Source organism: Enterovibrio paralichthyis, assembly GCF_019209835.1.
In the GTDB taxonomy this organism is placed as follows: Bacteria; Pseudomonadota; Gammaproteobacteria; order Enterobacterales; family Vibrionaceae; genus Enterovibrio; species Enterovibrio paralichthyis.
In genome coordinates, this window is sequence record NZ_JAHUTS010000027.1 from 1 (window position 1) to 23554 (window position 23554).

The following is a 23554-nucleotide window of genomic DNA, read 5'->3' on the forward strand; positions in this document are numbered from 1 at the left end:
GAGGCGATACATCATGTGTTGCCCATTAAGCGAGAAGATCGAATATACCCGAGAGCCGTGAAGCCTAAGGCAAAGAAATACCCCAATAAAAAGAAAGCCAGTCAGCTTAACTGACTGGCATTAGCCAATCGGCTCCTTTTTTCATGCTTGCTATACGTCGATTACAGAACGTGTACAGAAGCAGTGTTAGTAGTACCAGAAGCAACCAGTGCGCCTGAAACCATAACAACGATGTCGCCTTTCGCGCCCAGACCAGATTCCAGTGCGATTTCTTTACCACGACGGTAGAACTCGTCAGTGTTTTCGAACTGGTTAACAACCACTGGCGTGATACCTTTGCTCAGGCACAGTTGCGCAGCAGTTTTCTCGTTGGTGGTAACTGCGATGATGTTTGCAGTTGGGAAGTACTTACGTACTGAACGCGCAGATTTACCTGCTTCAGTCGCAACAACGATCAGTGGAGCACCCAGTTTCTCTGCAGTGTCTACCGCGCCTTTACATACTGCTTCAGTGATACGCAGACGTGGGCTGTCCAGACGTGAACCCAGCTCAGCTTTCAGTACAGAGTCAGTACGCTTCGCGATTTGTGCCATGATGGTCACTGCTTCTACTGGGTATTTACCCTTCGCAGTTTCACCAGACAGCATAACTGCGTCAGTACCGTCCATGATTGCGTTCGCAACGTCACCCGCTTCTGCGCGAGTTGGACGTGGGTTTTTGATCATTGAATCCAGCATTTGAGTTGCAGTGATTACAACTTTACGTGCACGGTTACATTTCTCGATCATCATCTTCTGAGCGAAGATAACTTCTTCTGCTGGGATTTCAACACCTAGGTCGCCACGCGCAACCATGATGCCGTCAGACAGGTCAAGGATCTCGTCGAAGTTGTCAACGCCTTCCTGGTTCTCAATTTTAGAGATGATTTGGATGTTCTCGCCGCCGTTTGCAGCCAGAAGAGCACGGATTTCTTTAACGTCTGAACCTTTACGGATGAAAGATGCAGCGATGAAGTCAACGCCTTGCTCACAACCGAATACCAGGTCTTTTTTGTCTTTTTCAGACAGTGCTGGCAGGTTTACAGAAACGCCTGGCAGGTTAACACCTTTGTTTTCGCCCAGATCGCCGTTGTTCAGAACCTTACAGATAACGTCAGTTTCAGTTGTCTCAAGAACTTCCATCTCGATCAGACCGTCGTCAACCAGGATAGTGTTACCTGCAGACAGGTCTTTCGCGAAACCAGGGTAAGTTACTGCTACGCGCTCAGCGTTACCAACAACCGTTGCGTCGGTAGTGAAAGTGAAAGTTTGACCAGCAACCAGAGCCACATCGTTGCCGCCTTCCAGTTTGATGGTGCGGATTTCAGGACCTTTGGTATCCAGCAGGATAGCCAGTTGTTTGCCGGTGTTTTTCATCACTTCACGCCAGTTTGCGATACGCGTACCGTGCTCAGCGAAGTCACCGTGTGAGAAGTTCAGACGCATTACGTTCATGCCAGCGTCAGCCAGCTTGGTCAGCATCTCAACAGATTCAGTTTTTGGTCCAATCGTACAAACGATTTTGGTCTTTTTCATGTAGGGTTCTCTCCGGTCGAACTTTTACCCAAGGGATAATTGTCGCTGCAGTCACGATGTCCAGGTTCTTGATGTATGTAATAAAACAACAAGCTACTGCGTGATGACATGGCATTTTTGCCGATTGCGTTTACAGCGTTAATACAGGTTCATGACAACTTAATTGCGTTGTCCAAACAGCGGATTGCTTGGACAACACAACTCATCCATGAAAGCGGACACAGTATACATACTTTAAGTGGCGGAAATTTGATCGCAGGCAATGGATAAAGGGTTATTCCCAGCTTCATGCCAACTTCCACTCAAATGATACATCGCATGCCCACTCAAGAGGGCTGTAAATTTACCACATAAAATGCAGCAGATCACTAATCAGCAACGAAAGGATAAAGAGTCTTGAACCTTGATAACTTCCCGTTTGGCGCGGGGGTTTTGCGCCGAAATACCCGCATTTGGCGAAGGTTTTTCATGAAATAAAATGACATGGCGAAACAGGTCTTGTGAAAGTTGTAAAAGTTTTCACCCGTTCGTCGAGCTATGTCTCGAAATGTGCAATGCAGGTTTTTCCGCTGCGCTGCTTGTTGGAACGGGTTGGTGAGAATGTGGCGAAATTCGGGAGTGGGCGAGGCTGATGGCTGAGCCATTTTTAGGTTCAAAAGGCGCGACTATCTAAGACTTTCGCTGCGCTGTTGGGGGTGTTTTCCCCGGTTTGAAATCACGGGCCCTTTTCTAGGGTGTAAGTAAAACCTGAATGGATGAACCGAGCAAAACCCGCGGTGCAGTTCAATTGATGCCAAGCGTATCCATGTCGTAATGGACTACCTGATTTCTGCCGCTGCGTTTTGCTGTGTAGAGTGATTCATCTGCACGGAGGCTGGCGGAAAGGAAATCTTCGCCGGCATCGACGGGGGTGGCGCCAATCGATACGGTGCAGTGTACTTTCCTGGGTTGTCCGTTACCGTAGCTGACGTTGACTTGGCACTTTTCAACCGCCTCGCGCAGTGCTTCCATTCTTTGGTGCAGGATGGCCGGATCGTCAGACCACAGCAGCAGCGCAAATTCTTCGCCGCCTAAGCGAAAAGCCTGCTCGTCGGGGTGAGTGGCATCTTCAATCACCCGTGCGAATTGGCGCAGAACAAGGTCGCCCACAGCATGACCAAATGTGTCATTGATACGCTTAAAGTGGTCGATATCGACCATGGCCAGATAGCGGGTACGGGTTTCATGTGCGGGACGTTGAGTGAACAACTCCATCAGATAACGGCGGTTGTAGAGGTTGGTCAGATCGTCGCGGTTGGCGATGTCTTTCAGGGTCTGTTCGCGGCGAACCTGATCCGTCACCACACTGACGAAAGTGCACATGGCTTTCTCGCCTTCCCAGTCAATGACCCTGTCAGTGATCTCTGCGATCATGGGATTGCCTTTAAGATCCATGTGATTGATCACCTGAGGGGGTGTTGGTAATTCGGTCTGAATGGCGTAGTCATAGCGGCGTTGCGCTTCAGGCCAGTGATCTTCCTCAAACAGCACCTTGATTGTTTCCAGACTCAACACTTCTTCTGCGCTGTTCATACCGCTAAACCGTGCAAAAGCGTTATTGGCATACTTAGGGACAAAATTGATGTGAATAACGCACGGGTTAGGGTGGACATCAAGTATGTCTTTAAAATTCGGCATTAACTGGGGAAGAGTCTGGTCAAATAATTGTGAAATTTATCACTTACAGCGGTGGAAACTGCGATTCATTTCAATCTTTTGTGACTGAGTCGGTGAAAATTTGTCTAATTGGCTCTCAGTATTACATTTGTAAAAGTAACGCAGCGAAGCTTTATCGGTTTGATGAATGAATGGACGGAATTGTAGACAACGCATGGCTGCAATCCTGGAGGTGACAGAAACCTTCTCATTGTCGGGACATATCCGTGATACCGAGTGCGATAAGCTCAGAAAGAATGTTGCGCAAAGGTTAAGATGTCATGTGTACCATCTTCGCAGGCCAGGATTGTACAAACTATGAAATGCAATCCCGCTCTATCCGCCTCGGCGGACACTCTACCAGTGTCAGGCTGGAACGAAAGTTCTGGCAGATTATTGATCATATTGCATCCAGCCAAGGTATGAACACCGGCAAGTTCCTGACTACGCTGTATGACGAAGCCCTTGATATTAACGGGGACGTCAACAATTTTGCTTCACTGCTCCGGTGTAGCTGCATTCTATATCTCAGTGAGCCGCACGGCGTGCTGGATTTGGCTAACGCCGAGCTTTGTGAGCGTGAAGCCAAACAGAAAGCGTCACTGCGTTAAGCCTGCAAAAGCTGGATTAACAAATAATTTACATGCGGTAGCATGATACCACCTGCCGTTTTTCTTCCCCGTTATAGTGAATGTCATGATTCATTATTTCGGAGAGAGCCATGACTAAGCTTATCCACTCCATGATCCGGGTACTTGACCCTGATGTTTCTATTCCATTCTATAAAACGGCATTGGATCTCGATATTGCCGAGCGGTTTGATCTCAATGGTTTTTCGCTTATTTACCTGCGAAATCCTGCCAATGACTTTGAGCTGGAACTGACCCACAACCACGACCAGCAAACCCCGTATACCCATGGCACCGGCTATGGGCACCTTGCCGTGTGTGTCGATGACATTGCTGCCAAACACCAGTCGCTGACAGATGCAGGGCTTTCCCCGACAGATCTTAAAACCATGACCTATCAGGATAAGCCCATGGCGAGATTCTTTTTCCTGACAGATCCCGACGGATACAAGATTGAGTTTCTGGAGCGGTTTGGACGCTTTCAGTAAGCAATAAATCAATAAGCCGGAACATACCGGAAAGCGAGGAATGCGTGATGAACAACTCTACCTACACCCGACGAACCATTCTGAAAATGGGCGCGATCACAGCGACGGCAGCCTACGCCTATGTGGCGGCAGGGATCTCCCTGTCAGGAAAAACCTGGGCGATGACGGTCAATACGCTGGATGACAACACGGCCAATGCGCTGCTTCAAATCAGCCGGAGCATTTACCCGCATCCTATGTTGGATGACCTGTTTTATGCCCGCTGCGTAGAGAGTATCGACGCCAAAGCCGGGCAGGATCCGGCGCTGAAAGCGGCGATCACTGAAGGCGTGGCCACGCTTACCCAACAAGCCGGTGGTGACTGGGCAAGTGCTCCAGCCGAAAAACAGGCCGCCTTGCTTCAGGCGGTGGCTACAGAACCTTTTTTTCAGGCGGTGCGTGGCGACATGGTGGTCTCCTTGTATGACAACCCCGGTCTTTGGCCGCAATTTGGTTATGAAGGCCCGTCGTTCCCCAAGGGGGGCTACATCAACCGCGGTTTCAACGACATTGACTGGTTACCGGAGACAGGGAAGGGAGAAGCGTCATGACAAAGCAGTATGACTTGAACGACAACAGTGTTGTGGTGGTGATTGGGTCCGGCGCAGGCGGCGGCACCTTGAGTAACGAGCTGGCACAAAAAGGCGTGGATGTGGTTTGTCTTGAAGCCGGTTCCCGTCTCGATTTTCGCACGGATTTCGTCAACAACGAGTGGAAGATGTTTGGCAAAGAAGCCTGGCTGGATCCCCGCACGACATCCGGAAGCTGGGAAGTGGCCAGGGATTTCCCCGGCTTGCCGGCTTGGATTTGTAAAACGGTAGGAGGCTCAACGCTGCATTGGGCAGGGGCAAGTCTTCGTATTCAGGATCATGAGTTTCGCGCCAAATCCGAGTACGGCGATGTGAAAGACGCTCAACTGTTAGATTGGCCAATCACCTTGGTTGAGCTTGCGCCTTACTACGATAAAGCGGAAGACAAAATGGGGGTTACCCGCACTCACGACATTCCCGGCCTGCCCGGTAACAACAACTTTAAAGTGTTGCAGGCTGGGGCGGGCAAGTTGGGTTACCAGAAAGTGCATACCGGCCGGATGGCGATTAACTCCCAGCCCCGGGATGGACGCGCTGCCTGTCAGCAGCTCGGATTTTGCTTTCAGGGCTGCCGTATGGGGGCAAAGTGGTCGACACTGTACACAGAAATCCCCAAAGCTGAAGCCACTGGCCATTTCGAGCTTCGGCCAAACAGCCATGTGCTGAAAATCACCCATGACGCATCAGGGAAAGTAGACGGTGTGCTCTATGTCGACGGTGATGGCAACCAGCAACATCAAAAGGCACGCATTGTCTGTGTGGCAGGAAACTCCATTGAAAGCCCCCGTATTTTGCTGAACTCTGCATCGAACATGTACCCGGATGGCCTTGCCAACAGCTCCGGTCAGGTCGGGCGTAACTACATGCGCCACGTCACCGGCTCCGTCTATGGTGAATTTGAAAAACCGGTAAACATGTACCGGGGCACGACCATGGCAGGCATTGTGCAGGATGAAGCGCGCCACGATCCCTCGCGTGGATTTGTTGGCGGCTATGAGCTGGAAACCCTATCGCTTGGCTTGCCATTTATGGCTGCATTCCTGCGCCCCGGCGCGTGGGGAGAGGATTTCGCCAAAGATATGGAAGGCTATGAAAATATGGCCGGTATGTGGATTGTGGGCGAGGATATGCCCCGTGATAGCAACCGCATTACCCTAAATACCAATGTGAAAGACCAGTACGGCTTACCGGTGCCGAATGTGCATTACGATGATCATCCCAACGATATCGCCATGCGTAACCACGCCTATCAACAGGGTAAGGCGATTTATGAGGCCGTGGGTGCGGTGAAAACCCATGAAGTGGTGCCATACCCTTCAACCCACAACCTGGGTACCAACCGCATGAGTGCCAAGGCGCAGGATGGGGTGGTGAACCGCTGGGGACAAAGCCATGATATCGACAACCTGTTTGTCTCAGATGGCAGTGTGTTTACCACCGGTGCGGCGGAAAACCCGACTCTGACCATTGTCGCCCTGGCGATCCGACAGGCTGATTACATTGCCGATCAGATGAATAAGCGGGCAATTTAAAGGCATTGAATCCGGCGCTGGCCGGGTTCTTTTTTACCGATGAATACCGCTCAACACTTTATCTAACGCATGTTTGTTGGCTTTGCTGATTTTCTGCATCAGGGTAAAGCTTGGCTGAATGCCTCGCTGCCCGGCCAGTTCAGAGATCATCAACAGCCAGAGCTTTGCGGTCATTTCCGCATCTGCCAGAGCACGGTGGAATACGCCGTCATTCTCTATCTGTTTATACCGCACCAGATCGCCGAGCTTGTGGGTCGGTGCATCCTGGATCAGGCGACGGGCAATCAGCATCGAACAGGCAAACTGGCCGTGATAACCGGCACCGGCAAATTCAAGTTCGGCATCCAGAAAACGCTTATCGAATGAGGCGTTGTGCGCGACCAGATTGAAGCCACTGATAAAGTCAGCAAATTCAGCCATTACCGTTTCACAATTTGGCGCGGTGCGAAGCATGTTGTTGGTAATGCCTGTGTAGCCTTCAATAAAGCTGCTGACGCGAAAGCCGGGATTCATCAATGCCTGAAAGGTATCTACCACCACGCCGTCAACCAGTTTGACAGCGCCAATCTCAATCGCCCTGTCGCCCATGTTAGGGGACAAACCTGTGGTTTCGAAGTCGAGCACGACGACGGTATTGGCAGATGTTGATGACATAGGTAGGCTTCCAAAGCGAGATAAAAGTAGAGGAGTGGGAGTATACGATCAAAATGAAATTGCCGAAAAACGAAAAAAACCTCGCTATTTAATTAATCCCCTGTATAGTAAAGCACGGCTCTTAAGAAAGAGTTGTTAATGCTACATTTAGTTTAAGTTCCATCTCAGCGACTTCTCGAAATTCTTCGTTAAACCCCTGCGCCAACTTCTGCTTCATCTACCATTCAATAGCTTTCCGTAACAGCCTTAATATATTTAATTTAAAACTCAAAATAGAGGTCTCTATGTCTGGTAAAATGACTGGTCTGGTAAAATGGTTTGACGAAACTAAAGGTTTTGGCTTTATTACTCAAGATAACGGCGGTAAAGATGTATTCGTGCATTTCCGTGCAATCGTTTCTGAAGGTTTCAAAACTTTGGCTGAAGGTCAAAAAGTTCGTTACGATGTTGAAGAAGGCCAAAAAGGTCTACAAGCAACGAATGTAACTGCGATCTAATTGCATCGCAGCAGCGCGGTTACTGCCTGATCGCGCTGATACTTCCCTTCGGAAATACTCTTATACCCAAAAATACAATGAATGCGCTATCACAGTGCAGGTGTTTCTGTGCCCATAAAAAATAAACGCTCAGAATTAAGCTAATTTAAATAGCCCTGGAGTTTATTAAAAACAATAAGGAAAACCATGTCCCGTAGAACTGGTCGACAACGACATTGGTATCAACTATGTCGCGATAAGAAAATAATAATAAAGAGTAATAATAATGAGAATTGACTTTCACCTTGAGCAAGAAAATATTGGCTGGCGAGCCGAAATACATCAATTGAATAGCGATGTATTAAAAAGGCATATATTACCAAGAATTACATCAACCAGTTATCTCCTTGATTTCGAATATTGTGATAAAACCGGATCAGGAAAAATACTGGAATCAACAGGAAAGCTTGTGGGTGACTTTACCGTTTATTAACCATTTCCTGTGATAAGCCCTTGATAGGAGTGAAAACTATAGAATACCTTTCTCCCCGCCAGTTAAAAGATTACCGTAAAATCGTTAAGACTAAACCGGGTAAAACCTCACCACACCACATCCGCCGACGCATCGAAGATATACTTCAAGAGCAAGCACTTACCAGGCAGTTTGATTTGTAACCTGTCACACTCCTCAATCTGCGTCTTTTAGACAGCGAACCCTCTTTACTTTCCGTCATTTTCCCCCCACGTATCGATACCTGTTCGTCCCAAGAGAACGTCACTGCATTTGTTACGGACATGGTTGACATGGGCTGTACAAAAATGCACCAGATCGCCTAATCACGTAAGTGATAAATCTATTGTGCATTGATAGTCAACGTGCTCCCCCATAAACCGAATCGCCTTACTGCGTGGCTCTGTGGGTTTTGATAAACACCCAGAACACAGACGTTTTTCGATTACAGGGAGCTAAAATGAAAACGACAATGGGATTGCTGTTGTCCGCCGGGCTTGTTGCCTCTGCGGCAAACGCAGGAGAAACAGATTTATTCACTGGAAAACATGGTGAATATCAACAAAGCAGTGGCAAAGTTGTCGCCACGTATGTCGCTAACTGGTCAGAGCCCAGTGCGGTGAAGAATATTAATGGCAACAACTTAACCCACATCCTTTATGCCTTTTTGGATATCTGTGGCCCGGGACAACGGGCAGGTCACGAAGCCACCTGTGCAGATAAGCCAGATTTTTCACTGGCTGAAAATGAACGCACTGTAGACAAAGCTTTTGCTGCATCATTCTCGGCGCTGAAAGCCCAGTATCCGCACTTGAAAATTCTGCCTTCTGTTGGTGGCTGGAACGGTGATGGCCCTTTCGCGCCCATGGCTATGGACAGCACAAACCGGCAGTTCTTTGTTGAAAACATGGTGACCTACCTGAAAGCAAACCCGGCATTTGATGGCGTGGATATTGACTGGGAATTCCCAAAAGACCCGGTAGAAGGGGAAGCCTATGTTGATTTGATGATTGATCTGGATGTCGCGCTCAAAAAGTTGGGTCAGGAAACTGGGCGTGAATATCTGGTGACCACCGCGATTCCCAGCACGGCTTACTATATCAACAAGGTGAATTACAAACGGGCTGAGTCAGCGATAGATCTTGTTTTTCTTATGACCTATGACTTCTTTGGCGGTTGGTCGAGTACCAATATCGGCCATCACACTGCCATCAGTGCCCACAGCGAAAACCTGGCTAACGGTTATGGCTATGGTGCAGAGAACGGTATTGAAAATGCGTTGGCAGCCGGGCTACCCGCCGACAAACTGGTACTGGGCGTCGCAAAATATGCCAAAGGCTGGGACGGTGTGGTGCTCAGCCCAGGTGGTTCCCCTATTGGTGGCAATGCCAGCGGCTTGTTTCCCAAACCTGTCAATGTATGGGATGAAGCGGGGATAGCGGTTTACTCCCGTCTGGTGAATGAAGTCTTAGGTCCGGACGGTAAAGGCATCAACGGGTTTGAGATCGTCTATGACAAGGATTGCCAGTGTCACTATGCGTGGCGCGCAACAGATGCCGCATTTATCGGCTTTGATCACCCAGCAGATGTGGTCGCAAAAGGTGAGCTTGCCTTGAGCCGGGGTCTTGCCGGGTTATTCTCGTGGGAATATGGGCAGGATAACGGTGACTTACTCAATGCGATGAACATTGGGGTCGGCAATACTGACATGAATGCCCTGCCAGATGCAGAGGTGTGGCAGGCCGATACTGTCTATCTGACAGGCGACAAAGTGGTTTTTAACGGTGACCTTTATCAAGCCAAATGGTGGACACAAAACAACGTTCCCGGCTCGATGTACGGCCCATGGATGAAAGTCGATTTATCCCCCAATGGCAGTTGGTCAGCCGATAAAATTTACCACGCAGGAGATCGTGCCACTTTTAATGGTGTGCTGTACGAGGCGCAATGGTGGACGCAAAATAATGAGCCTGGGGGGAAATACGGGCCTTGGGTCGCGATATAACCCAGACAGAACAAAGGGGCTGAATGCCCCTTTGTTGTGATTGGTTCTTTAACGGTAATCTTTGTTTCTTAAAACACCATTTCTGGCTCTTTCAGCCAGCAGGCAACGATATCTTCCAGCGTTGACCAACTATTAATTTCTGTTGTGCCCACCAAGAAACTGTTGCCCGTCAGGGTGCCATATATTTTTTTCGTGACATCTTCCGTCGGGTACTGAAACGTACAATGAATGGACGTGGCGAGTGGGTCGATATCAAACGACACCAAACAAACCGGAAGATCCGGATTTGCATACCCCATGTTTACCCGCAGGATCACCGGCAGTCCATCATCAGTGACAAACATATAGATAGGAACCACCCTGTTCCGCTCATCACTGGGAAGCAAGTTTTGTAGATAGTCGAGCCTGTCTAACATAGTCAATACCCATAATTTTAATAAGCCTTTAGTCATACTAGGGCTTTTCCACTATCCGAGTATAGCGAGGGTTGGCTATTGTCGATGTGATCGAAAGTCATAATGTGAGTTATGAAAGGGGCGGGATTTAAATGCGTGATGACGCGGAGCATTTTTCAGCCAAAGGGGGATGGCCTTCAGTTAAACCACTTAAAGCTTGAACAGGGGCAAGCTGCGAACGGTGAACACCGCTAGCAACTGCCCCGGTCTGGCTAGGCGAGTTTGAAAACAATTATCTGGTCGCGCAGCTGTTTGGCGAGTGAATCGAGCGTTGAGCTTGATTGAGCGCTGTCTGCCGCCTGTTCCTGAAGGGATTGCGCGGCAGTGTGTAGATTGGAAATCAATGAAGCGATCTCCTGAGAGACAGAAGTCTGTTCATTCGCCGTCGCCGCTACGGTTGCATTCAGGGTAGCGATATCATTAATGGCACTGGCAAGTTGCTGCCATCGCTCTGCCACTTCACTGATGTTACTTACCACCTCATCCGTTTTGTTTTGCCCGTTCTGCATCGCCTGAACGGTGGATTCAGAGCCCTGGCGTAAACCGGTCAGAACCTCTGCTATCTCAGACGTTGATTCCTGGGTTTTTTGTGCCAACGCCCTGACTTCATCTGCCACCACCGCAAAACCACGGCCTTGTTCACCTGCGCGGGCAGCTTCAATCGCAGCATTCAGTGCGAGCAGGTTCGTTTGTTCGGCAATACCGCTGATTACCGTCATCACTTCATCAACACGCCCAACACGCTTAGACAGATCCCCTACAGCGGTGCTGGCCGATTCTATATCACTGCGAAGTTGATTCATCAGACCATTCACCGCCTCCATTTGGCTGGCGCCCGTTGCAGCAGACTCGGTCGTCTGCTGGGTGCTGTCTGAGGTTTCATTGGCACTGCGTGCAATTTCTGCCGCCGAACTTGAAAGCTCCTCAACCGCCGTGGATGCCTGCTCCGTCTGTTGTTTCTGGGTGTTTGCAGAATTCGACTGTTGCTGAGAGTTCTGGTTCAACTGATTCGAAGCATTGGAGAGTTCATTGGCGGATTGTTGCAGGCCGCCAATGAGTATCGCCAATTGCTTATGAAGCTTGGCTGCGGACGCATTGATTGTGCCTATTTCACCCAAGCCAACTGCAGAGGGCGTACTGGTAAGGTCACCACTTGCAATAATATCCAACTCTTTACTTGTGGCCTCCAGCGGCCGGGTAATGAACTTAACGATAAGTACATAAGCGAGCGCCAGTAAAATGATGCTGATCCCTACCACAGATAGTATGGATATCTGCACCAAATCACGAGCGGTAGCCTGAAGGATTTTTCCGTGCGCAGCAGCAGATTCGGTCAACTCATTAGACAGTTCGTCAAGGCGCGAGGATGGCTCGCGGTCAATTCCACTGACCGCTTTGTCACCTGCGGTATGGCTGTAGTTTGCGTCAACAAAGTCGTTAAAACCGGCTCGATAGGCTGTGCCCATTTGTTTGTGGGAGGCTAAAAACTCCGTGGCTTGGGATTTAAGCTGTGGCCGACCTTCCAAAAGTGGCAACAGTTCTTGGCCCAGGGCTTGGATTTTCCCTTCTTGTCCCTGGAACTTGCCCCAGTACTTTTCTCTTTGTTTGTCATCGCTCCCGCGGATCAGCACGTTTTTCCACTCTTGTACTTGTCGCTTGAACTCAATGTTCATTTTGTCTGCGATCTGTGCGGAACGAATTTCTGTGTTCACGACAAAGTCGTATTCCTGCAGATCGTTTCGCAAAGACAAAATGGTAGTGACCGAAATCAACGTAAGGATTGCAATAGCTGCAGTAAGAATGCCAATTACGGCACCTTTAATACTCAAGTTTTTCATTAAAAATCTGCCGCTTCAGTTATCTGTGGGTTCTCTCTAAGTGTAGGTACCAAACATAAGACATGCCTAAATTATGAGAGGTTTTTAGCTGTGGATTTGGAAGAGCTTTTTGAGGGGGATGGTGAAGACCCAAAATGCGCGGCGGTGAGTGTAGATGCGTGGGCGGCATGTTATGTAAACGCACTGAACAGCCATCGTGCCGCACTTTGAACTCGCCGTTGATACGGCAACAGGCGTTGTGAAAACGTCTATGTATAGCGAAGAGGAGCTTTTAAAGGTACAGAAAGGCATCTCTTCGGGTGGCAAAACCATTATCACCCGAACCAACGAGTGGCATCTGTCCTAGGGACAGATGTTCTTTTACTTGGAGTTCTGTGAATAACTGTATTTTGCTGGTTTACTGTTGAAACGATTCAAATTAGCACCTAGGATTCTTCCCGCTGTGATGGACTTCTGAGCTGGATTTTAAAAGCTGTGTTATAAAAATATTATGAATTATCGATTGTTAGCGAAGCTATTTAATAGCTCAGAGATAAAAAAATCTGTAGCGGGTGACCTTGAGTTATTCCGTCGAGTTGCGACTGAATTCAAGGAGCTCTCTTCATTGACGCACGTAAGCGATTTCTACGATGAGGCTTACCGTCTCCTTCTGCGCCATTACAGAAACGAGTATGTGTTTAAGAACGAGATAGCAAACAAAATTCTGCTTGGACGGCATTCGTTAAATACTACCGCAATGATGAGTGAGCTCAGGACAGGTAATAATATTGCTGATTGTGTCGTTATAAATGGTTATTCGACTTGCTACGAGATAAAAACCGAATATGATACTCTTTCGAGGTTTAGAGAGCAATTATCATCGTACTTAAATGCCTACGATAAAACGTATGTAGTTACGCATGAATCCCACCTTGATAATGTATTGAGTATACAGAAAGAAATCGGGGGATTTGGTGTGATTGAGTTCACAAAAAGACGGCAACTTAAGACACTAGTAGAAGCACCAATTAGTTCTACATTTGACTTCGCAGCGACGTTCGAAACACTGAGAAAAGCTGAATACTTATACATTGCTAAGCAGGTCAGAGGCGAGATCCCTGACATGCCAAACACAGAGGTTTATGACTTTTGCAAGAACGCTTACAGGTCTTTATCCGCTAGTGTTGCTAGAGAGTTATTCAAGGACAGCCTGAAAAAATATCGTGGCAACGATCGCACTTTTGTTGAGTTATTGCCTAAGTCTCTGAAAAATGTTGGCATTAGTTACCAACTTAGCAGACACGAGAAAAATCGTCTTTTATGCTCGGTTATGCATAATGCATCAGCAGGTAAAGGAGACGAGCATGTATTTCCCGTTTTTGAGAGGCAAGCGCCATGAGCTTGCTGCTCTCCGCAAAACTTCCCCTAAGCTAAACAATCTAAAGATCAGACCAATTATCGAACCAGTAAAAGTAAATCATGGTGAATTGGTTACAGCAATAAAAACTCTGAATGCGATATCAGTCACTCCCCTTGTGATAATAAACCCGCTAGTCGGCGACTTCAGCGGTAGTGACAATCTCGATTTGTTTTTGGAACTAAAAGGCAAGGAAATTGACTTCCTTCCGTGCATAGCTTTTAGCCAAAAGAACTTCCATACTGCATCAGCGCTTACCGGACAATTTACAGAGGGAGGAACTGCTTTTGCCACCTATTTCAGAGATGAGCCAACAAGCAATGTCTTACCCATTACCTCTAAAGCAGATGTCAATGTAGTTCGGTCTACTCCAAATTTAAGCCAGCAATTCCAGACCCAAACTCAAAGGTTAGTGAAAGTAGCAGACTCATTTGAACCCGCTGCGAGAAACGCAGACTTTTCCGAGCTTCCCTATAACTTTTCTGACGCCCACTTAACCTATTCAACGCAATCGAACTCTATTGGATTTGGTGATTTCCTGATTGTTGGTGAAGAGTTTTCAGAAAATGGAGGCCCGGCACGCGCTGTAGCACTGCATATAACGTACATCGAGCCAAATAGTGGTCACAAGATGCTTATAAAGCATTGTGTTTCTAAAGTAGATAGTGGTACTACGACTAATACTGCTAAGAAGTTTTTGGAAGCACTTGATACATTGGTTACTTATGCCACTAAAACGCCAGCGATTGATCAAGGCACTGTTGGTTTTCAGGCATTCCTAGATTTGCATTCACGTCGACACTTCCCAAATTTGGGACCAGTGAAGGAGAACTCAATAATGCATCATCTCGAAACGTTGTCAAAACTGCCTTAGTAGCCACTTAAAAGTAGCCATAGGCACTTTATCAAGCACGAACTGGTAAGTGCCTGTCTAAAAGGTATTTTCTATATGTCTGCACTTGGGAAAGTTAGAGCACCCATAGAATGATTTGCCGATGTGAATGCCTTGCTTGGCGGTTCGCAGCACCAGTGCGGATTTGCAACGGGGGCAGGTAGGCGGTTGAATGTCTTGTGCCGTTTTGCTTTGTGTTTTCGGTTTGATTTCGCCAACGATGGCGAGTAGTTGATCACCGTTGATGAGTTCGAACTGTTTGGCGTCAGCAAAATTGATGGCGTCCGCGGTAAAGTCACCAGAGGTGACAACAATCATCCTATCGGCTTGGCGATCTAGCATGACGCCGTAGAGTTCTCGCAATACCTTCACGCCAACCTTTCTCGCTTTCCAGTGCTTACATTGGACAAGGTGCAACTCACCGTTTTTGCGAAGCGCAATATCTACGCCGCCATCGGGCGCATGATTCAGGCATTGGGAAACGTTGAATCCCTTTTGTCTGTAGTACTCACCTACTAACGCCTCAAAATCCAACCAGTGCAATTTCTGTAAGTGCTCAAACGTGGCCGTTTGGGAGAGGCGCTTTTTAGCGATTTGGCGCTTCAACAGTGAAAGCGGTGCAGGGATTAGAAAAATGAGGGCGAGATAAATGGCGGCGTTATTCAAGCCGTTCGCGAGCCCTTGAAAGACGATAGAGGCGTCACTAAGGAAGTAAGGGACTAAATACGTAAGCGTTGTATAGATAACGCCTGATAGCACAACACTCACCCACCATGGGGCATCTGTTAGCTGCGTAAGCAGGTGTTCGTTTTGCTTTTGCATCTCATCAGCTCATCGATACGCGATATGGCTAATTAATCACAGCTTGCAGATGTTCGGTATATTGATGTGCGGTGTATTCGATGTGGGTTTCAGAAAGCGGTGAAACGGAGAAGGGATTTCTTGGGAACTGCTATAACGTGTGTCCGATGTGGCAAAAATTTGCTACATATATGCTACACAGAAGCAGAAAAGTAAAAAGCCTGAGTGGTTATGAACCTCTCAGGCCTTTAAATCTGGTGGCCCCTCCCAGACTTGAACTGGGGACCAATCGATTATGAGTCGACTGCTCTAACCACTGAGCTAAGGGGCCGTGTAGGCGGTTGATTATAAGGGTTGAGGGCGGGGGTGTCCAGACACAAGGGCAGTGCGAACGGTATGGTTTTTAATCACTTAAACCAATTCTTGGATATGAAAAAGGCGAGCTGTGCTCGCCTTCTCATTTTTCGCCAACTTACGTCAGGATTATTCGTCCAGGAAGCTGCGCAGAACTTCTGAGCGGCTTGGGTGACGCAGTTTACGCAGTGCTTTCGCTTCAATCTGACGAATACGTTCACGGGTAACGTCAAACTGTTTGCCTACTTCTTCCAGCGTGTGGTCGGTGTTCATGTCGATACCGAAACGCATACGCAGAACTTTTGCCTCACGTGGCGTCAGACCAGCCAATACTTCGCTGGTTGCCATCTTGAGGTTGTTCATGGTCGCGGAATCCATTGGCAGCTCGAGGGTGGTATCCTCGATAAAGTCGCCCAGATGTGAATCTTCATCGTCACCGATTGGGGTTTCCATGGAGATTGGCTCTTTGGCGATCTTCAGCACTTTGCGGATCTTGTCTTCTGGCATTTGCATGCGCTCTGCCAATTCTTCTGGCAGTGGCTCACGACCCATCTCCTGAAGCATCTGACGAGAGATACGGTTCAGTTTGTTGATGGTTTCAATCATGTGAACAGGGATACGGATTGTACGCGCCTGGTCTGCGATTGAACGGGTGATTGCCTGACGGATCCACCATGTTGCGTAAGTCGAGAACTTGTAACCGCGACGGTATTCGAACTTGTCTACCGCTTTCATCAGACCGATGTTACCTTCCTGGATCAGGTCCAGGAATTGAAGGCCACGGTTGGTGTATTTCTTCGCGATAGAAATAACCAGACGCAAGTTCGCTTCAACCATTTCTTTCTTCGCACGGCGTGCTTTCGCTTCACCGATTGACATGCGACGGCTGATGTCTTTGATACGCTCTACAGACAGGCCGGTTTCATCTTCGATGATTTTCAGCTTCTGTACGCAGCGGCGCAGATCTTCTTCATATTGCTTCAGGCGATCTACGTATGGCTTTTCAGTTGCCAGCGCAGCATCCAGCCAGTTGTCAGAAGACTCATTGCCACTGAACAGCTGTACGAAGGTTTTCTTCGGCATTTTCGCTTGGTCTACGCAAAGGCGCATTACCAGACGCTCTTGGGTACGAACGCGATCCATGGTGTCGCGCATTTCGTTAACCAAGCGGTCAAACTGTTTTGGTACCAGACGGAATTGCTTGAACACTTCAGACAACTCGCCAACTGCAGTGGCGGTTTCTTCGTGGAAGCGACCGTTTTTCTGGATGCAAGCTTGCATGCCTTCATAAGCCAAACGCAGCTCGGTGAATTTCTCACGCGCTAGCTCTGGGTCGATACCTGCGTCGTCGTCGCTATCACCGTCTTCGTCATCGTCATCATCGTCATCCATGTCGTCTTCATCGTCCAGCTGCTCTTCGCTAAGCTCTGAGCCGATGTGAGTGGCGGTAGGTGCGATGTCGTCCTGGCTTGGGTCTACAAAGCCAGAAATGATGTCAGTCAGGCGAAGCTCTTCGGCTTCAACTTTGTCGAATTGGTCCAGCAGGTAGGAGATTGAACCCGGGTATTCCGCTACGGAAACCTGTACCTGGTTGATACCATCTTCGATGCGTTTGGCGATATCGATTTCGCCTTCGCGGGTAAGCAGTTCTACTGTACCCATTTCGCGCATGTACATACGCACTGGGTCAGTTGTACGACCTATTTCAGATTCGACACTGGAAAGCGCTGCTGCTGCGGCTTCGACGGCATCTTCGTCAGCCACAGTTTCAGACATCATGAGCTCATCGGCATCAGGCGCGGTTTCCACTACCTGAATACCCATGTCGTTGATCATCTGAATAATGTCTTCTATCTGATCAGAATCGACAATGTCTTCCGGTAGGTGGTCATTTACTTCTGCATAGGTTAGATAGCCTTGTTCCTTACCTTTTGCGACAAGCAACTTTAGCTGTGACTGCGGATTTTGATCCATAGACGATATCCAACTTCGGGTCTGAGTGAAGAATTTAGTATGCGGAAACGCAAACTGCCAATTTTAGCAAATTGCAAGTATGCTGGCTAGTTTCTAATCGGGGCGGTTGAGGATTAACAACTGCAATTCCCGCTTCTCTTCGGCTGATAAGCCGACGGTATTTGATTTAGCTTGCAACTTGGCTATTTGTTGTTGGACGCACTGGCCCAGAATCTTGTCCAGTGAGTCTAAAAATACATCTAACGCATTGTCTTCATTGATGGGGAGTTCCCATCCGGCCAATTTGGCTAACAATGCTTCTTGCTCGGTGCCTCGCCAATGTTCGAGCAGTTGTCCTGTCGTGATATTGGGACGGCTACGGCAAATTTCAAGCATGGTGGTGAATAATTTTAAGCCGGGAATACCCAGCTCTTCCATGCCATCGAGCGGGGGCACATTTTCGACAAATCCCGGGTTTTGCAACAGCAGGGTGATCACTTCACGCATGGGTGTGCGTTTCATTTCAGGCAGGGGCTGGCGCGATTGCGTCTGTCCTTGCTTGCTGATGAGCTTTTCGAGCTGCTGTTCATCAGGTAGACCGAGCTTCTGCCCCAAAATGTTACGCAGGTAGAGGCGAAGTGTGCCGCCGGGCACTTTGTCGATAAGTGGCACGGCGAGTGTGGTCAGCTTGGCTTTGCCTTCATGGCTGCTGGTGTCGACCTGTTCCATCAAAGTGTTAAATAAAAACTCTGACAGGGACATGGCGCTGGCAAGGCGGGCCTCAAAGCCTTCTTTGCCTTCTTTGCGCACCATGGAATCTGGGTCTTCTCCGTCTGGCAGGAACATAAATTTCAGCTGACGGCCATCCACTAAGTGTGGCAGAGCTTGCTCCATTGCGCGCCATGCCGCGTCGCGTCCAGCGCGGTCGCCGTCGTAACAGCAAATGACACTGGATGTCTGGCGGAACAATGTCTGGATATGATCGGCGGTGGTCGAGGTGCCAAGTGATGCAACGGCGTAGTCAACACCAAATTGCGCCAGCGCCACGACGTCCATATAGCCTTCAACCACCAGAAGTTGTTTGGGTTCCCGGTGTGCCTGGAGCACTTCATACAGGGCATAAAGCTCACGCCCTTTATGGAATATGGGGGTTTCCGGTGAGTTGAGGTATTTTGGGGTGCCGTCGCCAAGGACACGGCCACCAAAGCCAATCACACGACCACGACGGTCACGAATGGGGAACATGACACGGCCACGGAAGCGGTCGTAACGGCGTCCGTTGTCGTTTTCAATCAGCATGCCGGTTGATACCAGCGCCTGCTGGCTGGCGTTATCACGTCCGAAACGTGTACGCACCTGATCCCATTCGTCAGCGACGTAACCAATACCAAATTTCTGCACGATTTCACCGGAAAGGCCGCGGCCTTTGAGGTAGTCAATCGCGACTTTCCCTGCGTCGCTGCGAAGCCCTGACTGATAAAACTGGGCGATTTGCCCCATCATCTGATACAGGTCGCGCTTTTGATCGCTGCGGGCATAGGGCCCTTTCGGGGCGCCGCCACTTTGCTCTCGCGGTACATCAAGACCCAGCTGGGAGGCTAGCTCTTCAATCGCTTCGACAAACTCGAGGCGATCAAACTCCATCACAAAGTCGATGGCGTTGCCGTGGGCACCACAACCGAAACAGTGATAGAACTGCTTTTCCTGACTGACGGAGAAAGAGGGGGTTTTTTCGTTATGGAAAGGGCAGCAAGCACCGTAATTTTTGCCTTGCTTCTTAAGTTTCACCCGCGCGTCTATCAGCTCGACAATGTCCAGTCGGGCCAGTAGGTCATCAATGAATGAGCGTGGGATTTTTCCTGCCATAACCTTTATTTATCTGGTAATTGGGTGAAGCGATATGAATAAGTATTTGCTAGCGCACAAATACGAACAAGCCGCGCACTCCAAAAATGGAAAGCACGGCTTGTTTGCAGGTTGGATAAAATTTAGGACAGGTTGGCCTTAACCAACTGGCCGATTTTACCCATGTCAGCACGGCCCTGAACCAGAGGTTTCAGGACGGCCATGACTTTACCCATGTCTTGCATGGAGCCTGCTCCAGAAGTTGCGATGGCTTCTTTAACCAGAGCATCAACTTCCTCGTCGCTGAGTGGCTTTGGCATGAACTCTTCCAAAACGGCGATTTCAGCCAGTTCCACGTCAGCCAGGTCATCACGGCCTGCTGCTTGATATTGCGCGACGGAATCACGACGCTGTTTAACCATTTTTGTCATCACTGCCAGCACTTCGTCATCGTTCAGAGTTTTCTGACCGTCAACTTCTTGCTGTTTAACTGCAGCCATGATCAAACGGATGGCACCAAGACGAGGTTTGTCCTTCGCCTTCATCGCCGCTATCTGTTCGCCTTTAAGACGTTCAAGCAATTCCATCTCGCAATCCTGTATTAATCGTAATTAGTACAGGCGAACGCGACGTGCGTTTTCGCGAGCCAGCTTTTTCAGGTGGCGTTTAACTGCAGCTGCTTTAGCGCGTTTGCGAACGGTAGTCGGCTTTTCGAAGTGCTCACGACGGCGAACTTCAGAAAGGATACCTGCTTTTTCACAAGAGCGCTTGAAGCGACGCAGTGCTACGTCGAATGGTTCGTTTTCACGTACTTTAACTACTGGCATGTGCCTTTCACCTCAGGGGTTATCTAGTTAACGCTGGTGACAAAATGACCAGCTTTGATTAAAAATGGTGCGGAATTCTAATCCGATACAGGGGTGCTTGTAAAGCATAACTGGTGAATTTGATCACGCCCATGTAATATTGCCGCCTGTTTTAGAAATTGGCAGATCGATAGCGGATCGATCTGGGATCCAAGAGAGCTGAGGTGTTATGCGAATTCTGGGCATCGAGACGTCGTGCGACGAGACTGGCGTTGCGATTTATGATGATGAAAAAGGTCTGTTGGCACATCAGTTATACAGTCAGGTGAAGCTGCATGCCGATTACGGTGGCGTTGTCCCTGAACTGGCTTCTCGTGATCACGTAAAGAAGACGATTCCGCTGGTTAAAGCTGCACTGGAAGAAGCGGGTCTGACTCCGAAAGATTTGGATGGCGTGGCATATACCGCAGGCCCAGGTCTGGTGGGCGCGCTGTTGGTCGGCGCAACGATTGGCCGCAGTCTGGCGTATGCCTGGAATATTCCAGCTGTCGCCGTTCACCATATGGAAGGTCACCTGCTGGCGCCGATGCTGGAAGATAACCCGCCACCATTTCCATTTATTGCGGTGCTGGTTTCCGGTGGTCACACCATGCTGGTGGAAGTCAAAGGTATCGGTGAATACCAGATCCTTGGTGAGTCGATTGACGATGCTGCCGGTGAGGCGTTTGATAAAACCGCTAAGCTGATGGGGCTCGACTACCCGGGCGGCCCACTGTTGTCTAGACTGGCAGAAAAAGGTGACAGCTCCCGCTTTACCTTCCCGCGCCCGATGACCACAGTGCCAGGCCTTGATATGAGCTTCTCTGGCCTGAAAACCTTCACAGCCAATACCATTGCGGCGCATGGCAACGATGAACAAACCCGTGCAGACATTGCCCGCGCATTTGAAGATGCGGTGGTGGACACGCTGGTGATCAAGTGTAAGCGCGCTCTGAAACAGTGCGGTATGAAGCGTATTGTTATCGCGGGGGGCGTAAGTGCCAACCGTCATCTGCGTGCCAAGCTGGAAGAGCTGGCGAAAAACATTGGCGGCGAGGTTTACTACCCACGCACTGAATTTTGTACCGATAACGGTGCCATGATCGCATTCGCTGGTATGCAGCGCCTGAAAAACGGTGAGCATAACGACTTGGGTGTGAAAGCTTTCCCGCGTTGGCCGATTGATACGCTCAAGCCTGTTGAGGGGTAAGGGCGAAAAGCGGGGACTGATTTTCAGCGCCGCTTTTTGTTTTTCTATGTTGGGAGTATTGTCTTCAAGGACCCTAGGACCCTAGGACCTAGGTCCTGCTCTTCCTTCTTGCTCTTCCCTTTCCGTCAGTTTCTTCTTTTTATTCCAGATCTTTTGCTCATCGCCTTTGATAAGGCGCTTAATGTTTTCCTGATGACGGAAAATGATAAGACAGGAGAGCATGGCAACAGGCATGGTGAACTGGGGTTTGACCAGCCAGGTGAAAAGCGGAGCGAACAGGGATGCGAGAATGGCACCCACTGAGGAGTAGCCGGTCAGCATGACCGTGGCGATCCATGTGCCTAACATCATTCCCGTAAGGTCTAATCCGATAGGCGCAATCGCACCCAATGCGGTAGCAACGCCTTTACCGCCACGAAAATGAAAGAATATTGGGTAAATATGTCCCAGGCAGGCCGCAATACCAATCAGGCCGAGCATAAAAGGGTTGATGCCCATCAGGTAGCTTGCCCAAACGGGAATGGTGCCTTTTAGCATGTCGCACAGCAGGACTAGAGCGGCAGCGAGGCGTCCGCCAAGGCGGAACACATTGGTGGCGCCCGGGTTGCCAGAGCCTTGTTCGCGTGGGTCTGGCAGGCCATAGAGACGACAGATCAGCACCGCACTGGAAATAGAACCCAGTAGGTAGGCAAGCACAATCATCAGGAGGCCAAGTGCCGTCATGTCGTCATCCACGTTGAACATTCGCTAGGGCGGCGAGAACTTGCTATAGTTCGCGCACCAGACACAAAGTATCCATTTTTTTAGGGATATTGTGTAGATACAGCGCGTGTCGATGGCCGCAAAAGCGGGACTCAAGGGACACGGTGCTGATTGAACGATGTTACGTGCTTTTGCGCATAATGGGTATCCGACCTCTGAATTTTTTGAGTGAACATGGATTTAGTATTTATTGAGCAGCTTGAAGTCGTGACCACCATCGGTGTCTATGACTGGGAACAGCAGATCAAACAAAAGCTGGTGTTTGATATCGAAATGGCGCATGACAACAAGCCTGCAGCGACAAGCGATGATGTGGCTTATGCGCTGGATTATGCTGCGGTAAGTGGTGCGATTATCAATCTGGTCGAAAATGGCCGATTCCTTTTGGTTGAGCGGGTAGCGGAAGAGATTGCCGCGCTTATCCAGTCCCAATTCTCTGTGCCTTGGGTTCGCGTGAAAGTGAGCAAACCGGGTGCAGTGCCGCAAGCACGCACTGTGGGTGTGGTGATCGAGCGGGGCGCAAAGTGACACAGGTACTGGTAAGTGTGGGCTCAAACATCGAGCGTGAGCGCCACATTGCAGAAGGAATTGCTGCGCTAAGAGAACTCGATCCCAATTGCCGTTGCTCCCGCATATTTGAAGCTGAACCTGTTGGCTTTGAAGGCCCGAATTTTTATAACCTTGTGGTCGAACTGCACACCGAACTGAGCCTTGAAGGCATCATGGCGGCGCTGAGGGAGATTGAATCCCGCTGGGGCCGCGAACGGAATGCGGTAAAATACCGCGATCGCACGCTGGATATCGATTTGCTCACCTTTGGTGATTTGGCGCAGGCGTCGGGCCCGACCCTGCCGCGCAAGGATGTCTATAAGTTTGCTTTTACCCTTTGGCCGCTGGCAGAGCTTTGCCCTGATCAGGTGATTCCGGGTGATACGCAAACCTATCAGCAGGCATGGGATGCATTCACTGAACCACAACCCCTTTGGCCTATCGCCGATCTCCCCGTTTAA

23 protein-coding genes and 1 tRNA gene are annotated in these 23554 nt (G+C 49.2%); 12 read left to right on the top strand and 12 right to left on the bottom strand.

The window, feature by feature from the left end; all coding sequences use genetic code 11:
• Nucleotides 1-161 precede the first annotated feature (161 nt).
• Entirely contained in the window at nt 162-1574 is a 1413-nt protein-coding gene (gene pykF, locus KU854_RS21035) for a pyruvate kinase PykF (protein ID WP_218360295.1), read from the bottom strand.
• A 783-nt stretch (nt 1575-2357) separates the two neighbouring features.
• The gene (locus KU854_RS21040) at nt 2358-3251 is read right to left on the bottom strand and encodes a sensor domain-containing diguanylate cyclase (protein WP_218360296.1); all 894 of its coding nucleotides are present in this window, start codon (nt 3249-3251) and stop codon (nt 2358-2360) included.
• A 299-nt stretch (nt 3252-3550) separates the two neighbouring features.
• Between KU854_RS21040 and KU854_RS21045 the strand changes: the two genes are divergently transcribed.
• The 4 genes from KU854_RS21045 to KU854_RS21060 all read left to right on the top strand — a co-directional run bounded on the left by KU854_RS21045 (nt 3551) and on the right by KU854_RS21060 (nt 6547).
• Nucleotides 3551-3880 (top strand): ribbon-helix-helix domain-containing protein, encoded by a 330-nt coding sequence (locus KU854_RS21045; RefSeq protein ID WP_054779565.1) that lies wholly within the window; start codon nt 3551-3553, stop codon nt 3878-3880.
• 110 nt (nt 3881-3990) lie between these two features.
• Nucleotides 3991-4386, top strand: a complete 396-nt coding sequence (locus tag KU854_RS21050; RefSeq protein WP_218360297.1) for a VOC family protein — start codon at nt 3991-3993, stop codon at nt 4384-4386.
• A gap of 47 nt (nt 4387-4433) precedes the next feature.
• A complete protein-coding gene (locus KU854_RS21055) occupies nt 4434-4976 on the top strand; it encodes a hypothetical protein (RefSeq protein WP_218360298.1) in 543 nt (180 codons plus the stop codon).
• Nucleotides 4973-6547, top strand: a complete 1575-nt coding sequence (locus KU854_RS21060) for a GMC family oxidoreductase (protein ID WP_218360299.1) — start codon at nt 4973-4975, stop codon at nt 6545-6547. Before KU854_RS21055 ends, KU854_RS21060 begins: the two co-directional genes overlap by 4 nt.
• Nucleotides 6548-6580: 33 nt before the next feature.
• Here the strand turns inward: KU854_RS21060 and KU854_RS21065 are convergent, their stop codons facing one another.
• Nucleotides 6581-7201 carry a 3'-5' exonuclease gene (locus tag KU854_RS21065; RefSeq protein WP_218360300.1) on the bottom strand — a complete coding sequence of 207 codons (621 nt, stop codon included), beginning with the start codon at nt 7199-7201 and terminating at the stop codon, nt 6581-6583.
• 284 nt (nt 7202-7485) lie between these two features.
• Here KU854_RS21065 and cspE point away from each other — a divergent pair, with 284 nt between their 5' ends.
• The 3 genes from cspE (at nt 7486) to KU854_RS21080 (ending at nt 10193) form a co-directional block, all read left to right on the top strand.
• On the top strand, nt 7486-7698 hold the full coding sequence (gene cspE, locus KU854_RS21070) for a transcription antiterminator/RNA stability regulator CspE (RefSeq protein ID WP_054780207.1): 213 nt from the start codon (nt 7486-7488) through the stop codon (nt 7696-7698).
• 265 nt (nt 7699-7963) lie between these two features.
• On the top strand, nt 7964-8170 hold the full coding sequence (locus KU854_RS21075; RefSeq protein ID WP_255555671.1) for a hypothetical protein: 207 nt from the start codon (nt 7964-7966) through the stop codon (nt 8168-8170).
• Between the two features lie 478 nt (nt 8171-8648).
• Nucleotides 8649-10193 carry a glycosyl hydrolase family 18 protein gene (locus KU854_RS21080; protein ID WP_218360342.1) on the top strand — a complete coding sequence of 515 codons (1545 nt, stop codon included), beginning with the start codon at nt 8649-8651 and terminating at the stop codon, nt 10191-10193.
• 68 nt (nt 10194-10261) lie between these two features.
• Here the strand turns inward: KU854_RS21080 and KU854_RS21085 are convergent, their stop codons facing one another.
• Together KU854_RS21085 and KU854_RS21090 are read right to left on the bottom strand one after the other, a co-directional pair.
• Nucleotides 10262-10609, bottom strand: a complete 348-nt coding sequence (locus KU854_RS21085) for a hypothetical protein (protein ID WP_218360301.1) — start codon at nt 10607-10609, stop codon at nt 10262-10264.
• Nucleotides 10610-10860: 251 nt separating this feature from the next.
• Nucleotides 10861-12486, bottom strand: a complete 1626-nt coding sequence (locus tag KU854_RS21090; protein WP_218360302.1) for a methyl-accepting chemotaxis protein — start codon at nt 12484-12486, stop codon at nt 10861-10863.
• 490 nt (nt 12487-12976) lie between these two features.
• Here KU854_RS21090 and KU854_RS21095 point away from each other — a divergent pair, with 490 nt between their 5' ends.
• Both KU854_RS21095 and KU854_RS21100 read left to right on the top strand, forming a co-directional pair.
• Nucleotides 12977-13864 carry a sce7726 family protein gene (locus tag KU854_RS21095; RefSeq protein WP_218360303.1) on the top strand — a complete coding sequence of 296 codons (888 nt, stop codon included), beginning with the start codon at nt 12977-12979 and terminating at the stop codon, nt 13862-13864.
• Nucleotides 13830-14756, top strand: coding sequence for a sce7725 family protein (locus KU854_RS21100; protein ID WP_218360304.1), 927 nt, complete (start codon nt 13830-13832; stop codon nt 14754-14756). The genes KU854_RS21095 and KU854_RS21100 overlap by 35 nt, the downstream gene beginning before the upstream one ends.
• A gap of 57 nt (nt 14757-14813) precedes the next feature.
• Here KU854_RS21100 and KU854_RS21105 read toward each other — a convergent pair whose 3' ends face one another.
• From KU854_RS21105 to rpsU, 6 genes are all read right to left on the bottom strand, one after another.
• Nucleotides 14814-15596, bottom strand: a complete 783-nt coding sequence (locus KU854_RS21105) for a restriction endonuclease (protein ID WP_218360305.1) — start codon at nt 15594-15596, stop codon at nt 14814-14816.
• Between the two features lie 234 nt (nt 15597-15830).
• A tRNA-Ile gene (locus tag KU854_RS21110) sits at nt 15831-15906 on the bottom strand.
• 152 nt (nt 15907-16058) lie between these two features.
• Nucleotides 16059-17903, bottom strand: a complete 1845-nt coding sequence (rpoD, locus tag KU854_RS21115) for an RNA polymerase sigma factor RpoD (protein WP_218360306.1) — start codon at nt 17901-17903, stop codon at nt 16059-16061.
• A gap of 93 nt (nt 17904-17996) precedes the next feature.
• Nucleotides 17997-19748: a DNA primase gene (gene dnaG, locus KU854_RS21120; protein WP_218360307.1), complete on the bottom strand. Its 1752-nt coding sequence runs from the start codon at nt 19746-19748 to the stop codon at nt 17997-17999.
• Between the two features lie 122 nt (nt 19749-19870).
• The gene (locus KU854_RS21125; protein WP_054780214.1) at nt 19871-20314 is read right to left on the bottom strand and encodes a GatB/YqeY domain-containing protein; all 444 of its coding nucleotides are present in this window, start codon (nt 20312-20314) and stop codon (nt 19871-19873) included.
• Between the two features lie 24 nt (nt 20315-20338).
• Nucleotides 20339-20554 carry a 30S ribosomal protein S21 gene (gene rpsU / locus KU854_RS21130; protein ID WP_002537656.1) on the bottom strand — a complete coding sequence of 72 codons (216 nt, stop codon included), beginning with the start codon at nt 20552-20554 and terminating at the stop codon, nt 20339-20341.
• Between the two features lie 208 nt (nt 20555-20762).
• Between rpsU and tsaD the strand changes: the two genes are divergently transcribed.
• Nucleotides 20763-21782: a tRNA (adenosine(37)-N6)-threonylcarbamoyltransferase complex transferase subunit TsaD gene (tsaD, locus tag KU854_RS21135; protein WP_218360308.1), complete on the top strand. Its 1020-nt coding sequence runs from the start codon at nt 20763-20765 to the stop codon at nt 21780-21782.
• An 81-nt stretch (nt 21783-21863) separates the two neighbouring features.
• On the opposite strand, the gene plsY is transcribed toward tsaD, so the two are convergent.
• Nucleotides 21864-22505, bottom strand: a complete 642-nt coding sequence (gene plsY / locus KU854_RS21140) for a glycerol-3-phosphate 1-O-acyltransferase PlsY (RefSeq protein ID WP_218360309.1) — start codon at nt 22503-22505, stop codon at nt 21864-21866.
• Nucleotides 22506-22712: 207 nt separating this feature from the next.
• Between plsY and folB the strand changes: the two genes are divergently transcribed.
• The gene (gene folB / locus KU854_RS21145) at nt 22713-23072 is read left to right on the top strand and encodes a bifunctional dihydroneopterin aldolase/7,8-dihydroneopterin epimerase (RefSeq protein ID WP_218360310.1); all 360 of its coding nucleotides are present in this window, start codon (nt 22713-22715) and stop codon (nt 23070-23072) included.
• Nucleotides 23069-23554, top strand: coding sequence for a 2-amino-4-hydroxy-6-hydroxymethyldihydropteridine diphosphokinase (folK, locus tag KU854_RS21150; RefSeq protein ID WP_218360311.1), 486 nt, complete (start codon nt 23069-23071; stop codon nt 23552-23554). The genes folB and folK overlap by 4 nt, the downstream gene beginning before the upstream one ends.

What these genes read in the sequence shown, in the direction of transcription:
- pykF (WP_218360295.1), bottom strand. Translation starts at nt 1,574, where the DNA reads ATGAAAAAGACCAAAATCGTTTGTACGATTGGACCAAAAACTGAATCT.
- KU854_RS21040 (WP_218360296.1), bottom strand. Translation starts at nt 3,251, where the DNA reads ATGCCGAATTTTAAAGACATACTTGATGTCCACCCTAACCCGTGCGTT.
- KU854_RS21045 (WP_054779565.1), top strand. Translation starts at nt 3,551, where the DNA reads ATGTGTACCATCTTCGCAGGCCAGGATTGTACAAACTATGAAATGCAA.
- KU854_RS21050 (WP_218360297.1), top strand. Translation starts at nt 3,991, where the DNA reads ATGACTAAGCTTATCCACTCCATGATCCGGGTACTTGACCCTGATGTT.
- KU854_RS21055 (WP_218360298.1), top strand. Translation starts at nt 4,434, where the DNA reads ATGAACAACTCTACCTACACCCGACGAACCATTCTGAAAATGGGCGCG.
- KU854_RS21060 (WP_218360299.1), top strand. Translation starts at nt 4,973, where the DNA reads ATGACAAAGCAGTATGACTTGAACGACAACAGTGTTGTGGTGGTGATT.
- KU854_RS21065 (WP_218360300.1), bottom strand. Translation starts at nt 7,201, where the DNA reads ATGTCATCAACATCTGCCAATACCGTCGTCGTGCTCGACTTCGAAACC.
- cspE (WP_054780207.1), top strand. Translation starts at nt 7,486, where the DNA reads ATGTCTGGTAAAATGACTGGTCTGGTAAAATGGTTTGACGAAACTAAA.
- KU854_RS21075 (WP_255555671.1), top strand. Translation starts at nt 7,964, where the DNA reads ATGAGAATTGACTTTCACCTTGAGCAAGAAAATATTGGCTGGCGAGCC.
- KU854_RS21080 (WP_218360342.1), top strand. Translation starts at nt 8,649, where the DNA reads ATGAAAACGACAATGGGATTGCTGTTGTCCGCCGGGCTTGTTGCCTCT.
- KU854_RS21085 (WP_218360301.1), bottom strand. Translation starts at nt 10,609, where the DNA reads ATGTTAGACAGGCTCGACTATCTACAAAACTTGCTTCCCAGTGATGAG.
- KU854_RS21090 (WP_218360302.1), bottom strand. Translation starts at nt 12,486, where the DNA reads ATGAAAAACTTGAGTATTAAAGGTGCCGTAATTGGCATTCTTACTGCA.
- KU854_RS21095 (WP_218360303.1), top strand. Translation starts at nt 12,977, where the DNA reads ATGAATTATCGATTGTTAGCGAAGCTATTTAATAGCTCAGAGATAAAA.
- KU854_RS21100 (WP_218360304.1), top strand. Translation starts at nt 13,830, where the DNA reads ATGTATTTCCCGTTTTTGAGAGGCAAGCGCCATGAGCTTGCTGCTCTC.
- KU854_RS21105 (WP_218360305.1), bottom strand. Translation starts at nt 15,596, where the DNA reads ATGCAAAAGCAAAACGAACACCTGCTTACGCAGCTAACAGATGCCCCA.
- rpoD (WP_218360306.1), bottom strand. Translation starts at nt 17,903, where the DNA reads ATGGATCAAAATCCGCAGTCACAGCTAAAGTTGCTTGTCGCAAAAGGT.
- dnaG (WP_218360307.1), bottom strand. Translation starts at nt 19,748, where the DNA reads ATGGCAGGAAAAATCCCACGCTCATTCATTGATGACCTACTGGCCCGA.
- KU854_RS21125 (WP_054780214.1), bottom strand. Translation starts at nt 20,314, where the DNA reads ATGGAATTGCTTGAACGTCTTAAAGGCGAACAGATAGCGGCGATGAAG.
- rpsU (WP_002537656.1), bottom strand. Translation starts at nt 20,554, where the DNA reads ATGCCAGTAGTTAAAGTACGTGAAAACGAACCATTCGACGTAGCACTG.
- tsaD (WP_218360308.1), top strand. Translation starts at nt 20,763, where the DNA reads ATGCGAATTCTGGGCATCGAGACGTCGTGCGACGAGACTGGCGTTGCG.
- plsY (WP_218360309.1), bottom strand. Translation starts at nt 22,505, where the DNA reads ATGACGGCACTTGGCCTCCTGATGATTGTGCTTGCCTACCTACTGGGT.